This is a genomic window from Tellurirhabdus rosea (assembly GCF_026278345.1).
In the GTDB taxonomy this organism is placed as follows: domain Bacteria; phylum Bacteroidota; class Bacteroidia; order Cytophagales; family Spirosomataceae; genus Tellurirhabdus; species Tellurirhabdus rosea.
Genome location: NZ_CP111085.1, coordinates 410,200 through 421,335, shown reverse-complemented (window position 1 = coordinate 421,335; position 11,136 = coordinate 410,200). Strand labels below are relative to the sequence as shown.

Below are 11,136 nucleotides of genomic sequence, written 5' to 3'. Positions count from 1 at the left end.
TATCGCCATAAACTGATGCAGCCATGAAAAAATTCATAGTACTCTCTCTCTCAATAATGCTTATCGGTGGAGCTGTGGCCCTGCTGATGAGCAATAAACAGAAACAAGCCGCCCAGCTCGAAGAAGCCCGCCGTCCGCTGGCTACGACGGTGTCGGTGGCGACGGTAGAACGGCAGACCGTGACGGAAGCCGCTTCCTATCTTGGCAAAACCGAATTCTGGCGGGAAATTCAGATGAATGCCACCACGCAGGGCACCATTCGCGAACTCCACGCCGCCCTGAACGCTACGGTCCGCGAAGGCCAGCCGGTGCTGAAAGTGGATGCCGAACTGCTGGAACTGCAACTCGCCCAGGCCGAGGCCGGTCTCCGCAAAGCCCGCACCGACCTCACCCGCTACGAAACGCTGCACCGCGAAAACAACCTGCCCGCTTCGGACCTCGAAAACGCGCGTCTTCAGGTAAAAACGGCTGAAACGGCCGTGTACACGCTCAAAAAGCAGATTCGCGACGCCGTGGTGCTGGCGCCGATCGGCGGTACGGTGACCGAGAAACCCATCGAACGCGGCATGTTCATCGCCCCCGGTGCGCCGCTCATGACCATCACGGATGTGTCGGCGGTGAAGGTCGTGATCCACGTTCCGGAAGCGGAACTGGCGCAGTTTCGGCCGGGGCGGGCGGTGAAGGTGGAATTTGACGCCTATCCCGGCCGGCCGTTTTCAGGCGCTGTTCACCAGATTCGCCTGAAAGGCGGGGAAACGGGACGCTTCCCGGTTGAAATCCGGGTGGACAACTCGTCGGCGAATCCGCTGCGCGTGGGCATGTCTGCGAATGTGACCCTGCCCGGTGCTACCTCGGTCAACGGCCTGTCGATTCCCCGCGCAGCTCTGGTGACGACGAGCCAGCAACCGGCCGTTTACGTCCTCAACCAGAACCGCATCACCCTCCGGACCATCGAAACGGGCGCGGGCGCAGGCACGAACGTCTTCGTCCGCAACGGTCTGAAAGCGGGCGAGCAGGTAGTCGTCAGCGGCACCGAAGCGCTCCAAAATGGACAGGAAGTAATAATAAAATGACTGAGTGACTGAATGATTGAATGTGCCACTCTGCTCTTTCGCAGCCCAATCATTCAATACTTCAGTCCTTCAGCCACTCAATCATTCAGTCAATCAATCATTCAATCATTGACTTATGAAACTCACACTCCTCTCCATAAAACGCCCCATCCTCGTCATTGTCCTGTTCCTGATACTGGGCATTCTGGGGCTGTTCTCGTATTCGCAGATGCGGTACGAACTGCTGCCGAACATGTCGATTCCGTTCATTATCGTCACGACGCCTTACCCCGGCGCATCTCCGGACGAGGTGGAAAGCGGCATTACCAAACCCATCGAAGACGCCGTTTCGTCGGCCGACCGGATCAAACGCATCACGGCCATGTCGCAGGAAAACGTCTCGGTGGTGATGATCGAATTCAAGCACGATGTCGATTCCGACAAGGCGCTGCAGGATGTGCAGCGGCGGGTCAACCAGATTGCCACGACCCTGCCCGCCGATGCCCGGACGCCGACCCTCGACCGGTATTCGCTCACCGAACTGCCCGTGCTGCGCGTAGCGGCCAACAGCCAGCTGTCGGACCTGGACTTTGGCATGCTGCTCAAAACGCAGATCAAGCCGCGGCTGTCGCAGGTGGCGGGCGTGGGGCAGGTGCTGTTTGTCGGACTGCCCGAAAAAGAGGTGGCCGTGGCGCTGGATGCCGCCCGGCTGAAATCGCTGAATCTGTCGGTCCTGCAGGTCGTCGGTGCTATTCGGGCGTCGAACCTGAACGTGCCCTCGGGCAGCGTAAAAGACCGGGATGCCGCCTATTCGGTGCGCGTGGTGGGAAAAACCGACGCCATCGACCACCTGCGCGACATCGTGGTGCATACCGGTTCCAACGGGCAGAAAGTGCTGCTGGGCGAAGTCGCCACGGTGCAAACGGTGCAGAAGGAACTGGAAAACGTGAGCCGGTTTATGGTGCGAAATGCCGACGGTGCCCCGGCCAATGCGCAGTCGGCCGTGGGGATTCTGGTGAAAAAGCAGTCCGGGGCCAACAACGTGGAGGTTAGCGCAGCCGTCCGCAAGGCCATGACTGGCCTCGAAAAAGAATACGCCGCGGCGGGTCTGAAGTTCTCCATCGCGCAGGACGGCTCCGAATTTACGCTGGCTGCCGCCGATGCCGTGAACCATGACCTGATGCTTGCTATCGGGCTGGTGGCGCTGGTGATGTTCGTGTTTCTGCACAGCCTGCGGTCGTCGCTGATCGTGATGGTCGCCATCCCGGCCTCCCTGCTTTCGACCTTCATTTTCATGAATCTGCTGGGCTTTTCGCTCAACCTGCTGACGCTGCTGGCCCTGTCGCTGGTCATCGGGATTCTGGTCGACGACTCGATTGTGGTGCTGGAAAGCATTTATCAGCAACTGGAAAAGGGCCTCGACAGGCGCACCGCCGCGCTGGAAGGCCGCAACAGCATTGGTTTTGCGGCCATCGCCATTACACTGGTAGACGTGGTGGTGTTCGTGCCGCTCTCGCTGTCACCGGGCCTGATCGGGGATCTGATGCGGGAATTTGCGCTCGTAGTGGTCATCTCGACCTTGTTCAGCCTGCTGGTGTCGTTTACGCTGACACCCATGATCGCCTCGCGGTTCGGCAAACTCGAACATCTTTCCGACAAATCGCTGATGGGCCGTTTCGGGCTTTGGTTCGAACGGCAGTACGACCGGCTGGCGCAGGGCTATCATTCCCTGCTGGCCGGTGCGCTCCATTACCGTAAAACCACCGTCGGGCTGACCTTTCTGCTGTTCGTGTCCTCGCTGATGCTGCCGGGCATGGGTTTTATCGGCGGAGAGTTCATGCCGCCGACCGACAAAGGCGAAATCAACGCCGTGCTGCAGTTTCCCGAAGGCTATAAACTCCAGCAGACCGACGACATGGCCCGCCGGTTTGAGCAGAAACTCTACCAGTTGCCGGAAGTACGGCGGGTGTTCACCAACGTCGGCGCGAATCCGGAGGGCTGGTCGGGCCTGCCGACGAGCCGGAACGCCGTCGAATTTGCCATCACCTTTTCGCCCCGGCAGGAGCGCACCAAAGACCTCAACACGCTGACGCGGGAGGTGAAGGAACTCGCCTCGCAGATTCCCGGTGCCCGGATTCGGGCCTACCCGCTCGGAATTCTGGGTTCGGACAACGCCGCGCCCATCGTCATCATGGTTAGCGGAGCCAACCGCGACAAGGTGCGGGCGGAAACCATCCGGCTGGTCGATGCCATGCGCAACATTCCAGGTACGGCCGACGTGCGGTTTTCGGGAAACGTGCGCAAACCGGAGATTGAAGTGGAAGTGGACCGCGAAAAACTGGCCCGCTTCGGCCTGACGACCGAAAGCGCCGGGATGGCGATCCGGACGGCCCTGGCCGGTTTCGATGATCTGAAAATTCAGCAGGAAGCCCAGTCCGTAACCCTGCGCATCCAGTACGCGGAGGCATTCCGCAGCCGGACGGAGGAAATCGGCAACATGACGCTGACCAACGCCCTCGGGCAGCCCGTTGAATTGCGGCAGGTCGCCACGATTCGGGAAACGTACAACCCGGCCATTCTGGAGCGGAAAGACCGCGACAATTCCATCACCATCACGTCGCAGGCCATCGGAAGGCCGGTGGGTGAAATTGGCGTGGACATTCAGAAAGCCGTGGAAACGCTGAAACTGGACCCCACGGTGCGCGTCACCTACGGCGGCGACCTCGAACTGCAGGACGATTCGTTCGGCAAACTGGGCCTGATGTTCCTGGCGGCGATTCTGTTCATGTACCTCATCATGGTGGCGCTGTACAACTCCTGGGCGTACCCGTTTGTCGTCCTGTTCTCGATTCCGGTGGCCATTGTCGGCGCCTTGTATGCCATGGCTTTCACAATGAATTCAATGAACGTGTTCACCATCCTCGGAATGATCATGATGCTGGGGCTGGTAGCCAAAAACGCCATTCTGCTCGTCGAACGGGCAAACGAAAACCGGGAGGCCGGGATGGGCGTGGTCGAGGCGCTGCTGGAAGCGGGCCGGATTCGCCTCCGCCCGATTCTGATGACGACGCTGGCGATGGTGGTCGGGATGCTGCCGATCGCGCTCGCGACGGGGCCGGGTGCAGAACTGAAAACGGGTCTGGCCTGGGCCCTCATCGGCGGGCTGTCGTCTTCCCTGTTCCTGACGCTGGTGTTTGTGCCGGTCATGTACCTGTACTTTACCCGGATGATTGGGAAGTTGGGAGGAGAAGGAGGAAGGGGAGAAAAGGGACGAGAGGGCGTAAGGGGCGTGAGCCGCGGCGAACTGGTGGCCGGACTGTTGGTGGTGACGCTTTCAACGGTGCAGGCTCAGCCGGTTCCGGGGGGCGGAGAAGTCCGGAAACTGTCTCTGAACGAAGCCGCCGAACTGGTACGCCGACAAAACGGCGACGTGAAAGTGGCGCAGTGGGATGTCCAGAAAGCGGACGCCAAACTGACCGAGGTGAAGCGCATGAGCCTGCCGGCCGTCAACGGAGCCGTGCAGTACCAGCGCAACATCAACCCGCCGGTCTTCTTCTTTCCCGCGTTTCAGATTACGCCGGACGGTTTTCAACTGGACAACAACCGGCTGACGCCCGTGGAGGCGGCCCTGAAAAATCAGTACAACGCGGGAGTGACCGTCGCCATGCCGCTCATTCAGCCGGATTTGAAACTGGCCAAACAGCAGGCCGCCGTCGGCAAGCAGGCGGCGGCGGAGAACCTGCGGGCCGTTACCGCCCGGCAGGTGAGCGAGGTCAAAAAGCAGTACCTGAATGTGCTGCTGGCGGAAGAACAGCGTCGGCTGGTGGAGCAGAGCCTCCGCCGGGCCGAACAGGCGCTGCGCGAGGCGCGCAACCTCTACCGGGTGCAACTGGCGACGGATGCCGACACGCTCCGGGCGTTTGTGGAGGTCGAAAACCTGCGTCCCGGCCTGTCCCGGCTCGACCGGACGGGGCGGCTGCTGAGAAACCAGCTTGCTGTGTTGACAAGCTTTAACCCGTCGGTACAACTTGTGCTGACCGATTCACTCGCTTTGGAAGGGGAGGAGGAACTGAAGGAAGAAACAACGGTGGGTCAGGCACTGAGCCGCCGCCCGGAACTTCGTCAGCTGGCGCTGGGCCTGGACAATAGCCGGTTGCAGCTCAGGGTGGAACAGGTGCGCCGCCTGCCGACGCTGAGCCTTTTTGGACAGGCCGCGACGCTCTCGCAGGTGAACGATTTCCGCTTTAAAGACAGCCGGTGGCCGTTTGTCAGCTTTGTTGGGCTGCAACTGAACATCCCGGTTTTCAATGCCACGACGGCTCCGAAAATTCAGCAGGCCCGCCTGGCGCAGATTCAGCTGGAAGAGCAGATTCGGTACAACAAGGCGTTGATTGCCAACGAAGTCCGGTCGGGTCTGGACGCCCAGGAAGAGGCCCGCGAACGGATTCGTGCCGGGGCCGGTATTGTCCGCGCGGCCGAACGAAGCTATGCGCTCGTGCAGAGTCGTTACAAACAGGGGCTGGTCAAATTCAGCGACGTGACCGACGCCGAGCTTGCCCTGCGGCAGGCCCAGACCAACCGCGTGCAGGCCGTATACGACTTTCTGGTGGCTAAGGTGGAACTGGAACGGGCGACGGGACAGGAGTAGTCCTGGGGGTCACGACCGGGACAGTTGCCCCGTCGTGACCCCAATAAGTCGCCTGCATTTGCCGAAAAGATTGTACTTTCAGGCTGTTATGAATCCGGATAACCTAAAGGAAACTTCCCGTTCGTTTATGCTCTGGCTGCGCTGGGCCGGGGTGCCGCTGGTGGGGCTGCTGCTGTATGCGCTGTCGTACGTCATCAACCCTAAGTTGTTTGCCGCCCCGTATTACGACCAGCTCGGCTGGACGGGCTATGTCTGCGATCTGGTGTTCGTGCTGATCGGGTCGTTTGTCCTCTTTGAATCTACCGTCTGGCTGAGCCGGTGGCTCGACCGGTGGCTGCCCTGGTCGGACTGGCCGTGGCAGCGGTTGCTGGGGCAGTTTGCACTGATGGTCGTCTGGGGGCTGGTGGTGACCCGGTTTCTTATCTGGCTGATTGACTGGCTACTGATTCCGAGCACGTACCAGGTTACGGAGCTGGACATCATGGGCATGCGGCAGACCGTGGTGCTGGGCGTAATTATGGCCGTTTGCATCAACGCCGTTTACACCGGCGAATCGTTTTTCCGCCGCTGGAAGGCCGCGCTGGTCGAAGCCGAGCAGTTGAAACGGGAATCGGTCGAGGCCCGCTTTCAGGCCCTGAAAAGCCAGTTGGACCCGCATTTTCTGTTCAACAACCTGAATACGCTGACTTATCTGGTGGACGAAAACCCGACGGCCGTCCGCTTCATCGGAAACCTCTCGCTGGTCTACCGCTACATTCTGCAAAACCGTGACAAAACGCTGGTGCCTCTATCCGACGAACTCAAACTGGCCGAAGCCTATCTTTTCCTGCTCAAAAACCGCTTTGGCGAAGGCATTCAGGTGGAGATTGATGTGCCCGACTGCGACCGGAACCGGATGATTCCGCCCATGACGCTGCAACTGCTGATCGAAAACGCCGTGAAGCACAATGTCGTAGACGAAGCCCGTCCGCTGGCTATCCGCCTGAAGTGCAGCGAGTCCGGTGAGCTGGTGGTCGAAAATTCGCTGCATCGGCGGCAGACGGTGGAAGGCAAAAACGGCATCGGACTCCGCAACATCCGGCACCGCTACGAACTGCTGAATTGCGGCGAACCGACGATCGTGGAAGCCGAAACGGCGTTTACGGTACGGTTACCGTTGGTATAAGGTTTTATTGTTTCCCGCAGATGCTCGCCGATTTTTAACGCAGATTTTCGCGGAAAAATCTGTAAAATCTGCGCTTAAAATCCGCGAGAATCGGCGAGAAACAAGCCCGTCAAACACCATGAATGTTCTCATCATCGAAGACGAAATTCCCGCCGCCAAACGGCTGGCGAAGCTCCTGAAAGAGACCGATCCGGGCCTGAACGTGGTGGCTACGGTCGGGAGCATTGCGGCCGGGGTGACCTACCTGTCGGGTCGCCCGGCAGTTGATCTGCTGTTCAGCGATATTCACCTGTCCGACGGGCTGTGCTTTGAGATTTACAAACAGGTTGAGCCGCCGGGGCCGATCATTTTCACCACGGCTTACGATGATTACGCCATCCAGGCTTTCAAGCACAACAGCCTCGACTACCTGCTCAAGCCCATCATGGCCGATGAACTGAAGGCGGCCCTGCAGAAACTTGGCAAAATGAGGCAAACGCAGGCTCCCGGCGGCCTGACGTCCCAGTCCGTCGAGCAGCTCATCCGGTCGCTGACCCAGCCCCCGCGTACGTACCGCGAACGGTTTCTGGTGACGCATAAGGAGACGTTCGTGCCGATTCCGAGCGAGGAAGTCGCTTATTTTTATTCCGAAAACAAACTGACCCGCCTTGTCCGTCCCGATGGCCGCTGGTTTGTGCTGCCCGAAACGCTCGAAGAACTCACCGACCAGCTCGACCCCCGGCAGTTCTTCCGCGCCAACCGGCAGTTTATCGTCAGCTCCGGCAGCGTCCGGACCATTCACAAGCATTTCAACGGCAAACTAAAGCTGGTTCTAACCCCCGACCCCACCGAAGAAGTGATGGTAAGCCGGGAGCGGGCCGAAGAATTCAAGCAGTGGCTAAACCAGTGAAGGGAGTTAAGAATAAAGAATTAAGAGTTAAGAGTTAAGAGTTAAAAGTAAGGCTCCGCTGATTCAGGATTCTGAACTGGCGGAGCCCTATTTTTAACTCTTAACTCTTAACTCTTAACTCCCTTCAGGCAACGGCTGCGTATAGTTCGTCGCGCTGCTGCTTCACGCGTTCGTCGGAGAGGTACTCGTCGTAGGTCATCAGCTTGTCGAGGTGACCCGCCGGGGTGATTTCGATGATGCGGTTGGCGATTGTCTGCACAAACTGGTGGTCATGCGAAGAGAACAGCACCGGACCTTTGAAGTCGATCAGGCCGCGGTTTTCCGCTTCAATCGATTCGAGGTCGAGGTGGTTGGTCGGTTCGTCGAGCATCAGCAGGTTGGCGCCCGAGAGCATCATCCGCGACAGCATACAACGCACTTTTTCACCCCCGGACAGCACGGTCGCCTTCTTCAGCGACTCTTCGCCCGAGAACAGCATCCGGCCCAGGAAGCCGCGGATGAAGCTTTCGTCTTTTTCGGCCGAGAACTGCCGCAGCCAGTCCACCAGGTTCAGGTCGGTCTGGAAGTACTTGTCGCGGCCCGTATCGTTGGGAAAATAGGCCGGAGTGATGGTCACGCCCCATTTGAAATCGCCCGAATCGGCCTTGCGCTCGCCCGCCAGAATGTCGAACAGGGCGGTTACGGCCAGTCCGTCGCGGCTGAAGAAGAAAATCTTGTCGTCGCGGCGCATCGTAAAGGACAGGTTCTCGAACAGTTTCTGCCCGTCCTCCGAGGTGTAGGTCAGGTTCTCGACCGTCAGGATCTGGTCGCCCGGTTCCCGCTCCGATTTGAAGTTGATGTACGGGTATTTCCGCGACGAGGGCGCGATGTCCTCAATCGTCAGTTTCTCCAGCAGTTTGGCGCGGCTGGTGGCCTGCTTCGACTTGGAAGCGTTGGCCGAGAAGCGCCGGATAAATTCTTCGAGTTCCTTCCGCTTGTCTTCCACCCGTTTGTTCTGATCCTGACGCTGTTTCAGGGCCAGCTGGCTCGATTCGTACCAGAACGTGTAGTTACCCGTGTACATCTTCACCTTCGAGAAGTCGATGTCTACGATATGGGTACAGACCTGGTCGAGGAAGTGACGGTCGTGGCTGACCACGATCACCGTATTTTTGAAGTTCCCCAAGAAGTTTTCCAGCCAGATGCTCGATTCAACGTCGAGGTTGTTGGTCGGTTCGTCGAGCAGCAGGATGTCGGGGTTGCCAAACAGGGCCTGGGCAAGCAGAACGCGTACTTTCTCCGAACCGTTGAGGTCGGCCATGAGGTTGTAATGCAGGTCTTCGCGAATGCCGAGGCCCGAAAGCAGCGCGGCCGCGTCGGATTCGGCGTCCCAGCCGTTCATTTCGGCAAATTCGGCTTCCAGTTCGGCGGCCCGCTCCCCGTCCGCGTCCGTGAAGTCGGCTTTGGCGTAGAGCGCGTCTTTTTCCTGGGTGATTTCCCACAGGCGTTCGTTGCCCATGATGACCGTTTGCAGAACCGGGAATTCGTCGTAGGCGAACTGGTTCTGTTTCAGGACCGACATCCGTTCGCCGGTGCCGATGCTGACCTGCCCGCTCTGCGGTTCGATTTCGCCCGAAAGAATTTTGAGGAAAGTCGATTTGCCCGCCCCGTTTGCGCCGATAACGCCGTAGCAGTTGCCCGGTATGAATTTGATATTGACGTCGTCAAAAAGTACCCGCTTGCCGTAGCGAAGCGAGACGTTTGATACTGAAACCATTGTGTCTGTCTCCTGTCTTAGAAATGCAGGGGCAAAGGTACGGATTTTTGGCGGGAAAAGGGAGTTTCGGCCGCGGCAAAGTGAGAGAGCGGCAATACGGGCGGACCGGATTTCATTTCTTACCCAAAGTCAATGCCGGACGGGCCGAAAGCGCGTAATCTTGTTCCGGAATCAACAATCAGACAAGTTATGCATTTCGAAAGCAGCATCAGTCTGCGCAAACTGGCCGTCACGGCGGGCTTTTCGCTCGTGCTTATGGCGCTTCTGGCGGGATTCGGGTACGGATTCGCTTTCCCGAAAATCGTGATCTCCGGCAATCCCCGCGCAACCCTCGAAAATCTTCAGCAGTCGGAACCGCTGTTCAGAATGGTCATTCTGGCTTTTGTTCTTATTCTGCTGCTGGATGTCGTCGTGGCCTGGGCGTTCTATTTTTTCTTCAAACCGGTCGATGCCGCCCTGTCGCTGCTGGCGGCCTGGCTGAGAATCGTCTACGCCGCCCTGCTGGGAACGGCCCTCTTTCCGCTCGCCCAGGTGCTGCCGCTGCTAAAACAGCCGGGCGACAACGGACCGGCGATGCTGAACAGCCTGCAAAGCTTCCAGACAACCTGGTCGCTGGGACTCATCCTCTTTGGTTTTCATCTGCTGGGGCTTGGTTACCTCGTCATGAAATCGGGCCGGACTGTGCCCCGAATGCTGGGCTGGCTCGCCGTGCTGGCGGCCCTCTGCTATCTTTTTACCAACACGGCCAATCTGGTTTTTCCGGATTATGAAGCCTACAAGGCCAGAGTGGAAGGCGTTTTGAGTCTGCCGATGGCGCTGGGCGAACTGGCGCTGGCGGTCTGGCTGCTGGTAAAAGGCGGTAAACGACAACCGGCGGTCACGACGCCTTCCCGATCCGTCGCCTGATGCGGCTCAGCGACTCCGGGGTCACGCCGATGTAACTGGCAAGCTGGTGCTGCGGCGCGCGTTGCAGCAGATCGGGTCGTTCTTCCAGAATGTGCAGGTAGCGCTGTTCGGGCGAAGACGTGATAAACCGGGTCAGGGCGTCCTGCGTTTTGCCAAAATCCTGTTCCAGCATCTGGCGGGTAATGTATTCCAGTTCAGGAAATTGCCGGTACATTTCCGTTTCCGAAGTTGGAGTGCCGATGAGGAGGAGCGAATCTTCGAGGCAGCTTAGGTAATGGGGCGAGGCGGTCTGCCGGGTGTAACTGGAAAACAGAACCGCCGCCTGCCCCTCGGTGTAAAACGCCGTTGTTTTTTCAAGGCCATCGAGCAGCAGGTACTGCCGCAGACAGCCTTTCAGAACGAAGTAGCATTCATTGCACAATTGCCCTTCCCGCACGAGAAGGGTGCCTTTTGTAAAACTCCGGACGGTAAGCTGTTCGGCCAGCACGTCGATGGCCTCAGGAAAAAGGGACGGGAACCGGGACAAAAAGGCAATCAACTCTTCTTTCATGACTCGTAGCGGCAAAAGGCAAAGATAAGTCCGAACGGGGATTTCGGGTAAACGCCGGTGAAGCACGGCCGATTCTTCTGGATAACAATGTAACCTTTCTTCGCTTTCGGGCCAAACAGGTCGGGACGCCGTTGGGTTTATTCCGGAAAGACGTCAACTTTTGACCAGCC

The 11,136-nt window shown here is 58.6% G+C and carries 7 protein-coding genes; 5 read left to right on the top strand and 2 right to left on the bottom strand.

Going from position 1 to position 11,136, the window contains the following annotated elements; all coding sequences use genetic code 11:
* The first annotated feature begins 56 nt into the window (after positions 1 to 56).
* The 4 genes from ORG26_RS01705 (at position 57) to ORG26_RS01690 (ending at position 7,754) form a co-directional block, all read left to right on the top strand.
* Positions 57 to 1,073: an efflux RND transporter periplasmic adaptor subunit gene (locus ORG26_RS01705; protein ID WP_266366789.1), complete on the top strand. Its 1,017-nt coding sequence runs from the start codon at positions 57 to 59 to the stop codon at positions 1,071 to 1,073.
* Positions 1,074 to 1,188: 115 nt separating this feature from the next.
* Positions 1,189 to 5,700, top strand: coding sequence for an efflux RND transporter permease subunit (locus ORG26_RS01700; protein ID WP_266366787.1), 4,512 nt, complete (start codon positions 1,189 to 1,191; stop codon positions 5,698 to 5,700).
* A gap of 88 nt (positions 5,701 to 5,788) precedes the next feature.
* A complete protein-coding gene (locus ORG26_RS01695) occupies positions 5,789 to 6,865 on the top strand; it encodes a sensor histidine kinase (RefSeq protein ID WP_266366785.1) in 1,077 nt (358 codons plus the stop codon).
* Between the two features lie 118 nt (positions 6,866 to 6,983).
* Positions 6,984 to 7,754 carry a LytR/AlgR family response regulator transcription factor gene (locus tag ORG26_RS01690; protein ID WP_266366783.1) on the top strand — a complete coding sequence of 257 codons (771 nt, stop codon included), beginning with the start codon at positions 6,984 to 6,986 and terminating at the stop codon, positions 7,752 to 7,754.
* 124 nt (positions 7,755 to 7,878) lie between these two features.
* Here ORG26_RS01690 and ORG26_RS01685 read toward each other — a convergent pair whose 3' ends face one another.
* A complete protein-coding gene (locus ORG26_RS01685; protein ID WP_266366781.1) occupies positions 7,879 to 9,510 on the bottom strand; it encodes an ABC-F family ATP-binding cassette domain-containing protein in 1,632 nt (543 codons plus the stop codon).
* Between the two features lie 189 nt (positions 9,511 to 9,699).
* Here ORG26_RS01685 and ORG26_RS01680 point away from each other — a divergent pair, with 189 nt between their 5' ends.
* Positions 9,700 to 10,416: a DUF4386 domain-containing protein gene (locus tag ORG26_RS01680; protein ID WP_266366779.1), complete on the top strand. Its 717-nt coding sequence runs from the start codon at positions 9,700 to 9,702 to the stop codon at positions 10,414 to 10,416.
* Here the strand turns inward: ORG26_RS01680 and ORG26_RS01675 are convergent.
* Positions 10,388 to 10,966, bottom strand: a complete 579-nt coding sequence (locus ORG26_RS01675) for a Crp/Fnr family transcriptional regulator (protein ID WP_266366777.1) — start codon at positions 10,964 to 10,966, stop codon at positions 10,388 to 10,390. The genes ORG26_RS01680 and ORG26_RS01675 overlap by 29 nt on opposite strands.
* Positions 10,967 to 11,136 lie beyond the last annotated feature (170 nt).

Coding starts and splice junctions, on each gene's coding strand:
- ORG26_RS01695 (WP_266366785.1), top strand. CDS start 5,789: ATGAATCCGGATAACCTAAAGGAAACTTCCCGTTCGTTTATGCTCTGG.
- ORG26_RS01680 (WP_266366779.1), top strand. CDS start 9,700: ATGCATTTCGAAAGCAGCATCAGTCTGCGCAAACTGGCCGTCACGGCG.
- ORG26_RS01685 (WP_266366781.1), bottom strand. CDS start 9,510: ATGGTTTCAGTATCAAACGTCTCGCTTCGCTACGGCAAGCGGGTACTT.
- ORG26_RS01700 (WP_266366787.1), top strand. CDS start 1,189: ATGAAACTCACACTCCTCTCCATAAAACGCCCCATCCTCGTCATTGTC.
- ORG26_RS01690 (WP_266366783.1), top strand. CDS start 6,984: ATGAATGTTCTCATCATCGAAGACGAAATTCCCGCCGCCAAACGGCTG.
- ORG26_RS01675 (WP_266366777.1), bottom strand. CDS start 10,966: ATGAAAGAAGAGTTGATTGCCTTTTTGTCCCGGTTCCCGTCCCTTTTT.
- ORG26_RS01705 (WP_266366789.1), top strand. CDS start 57: ATGCTTATCGGTGGAGCTGTGGCCCTGCTGATGAGCAATAAACAGAAA.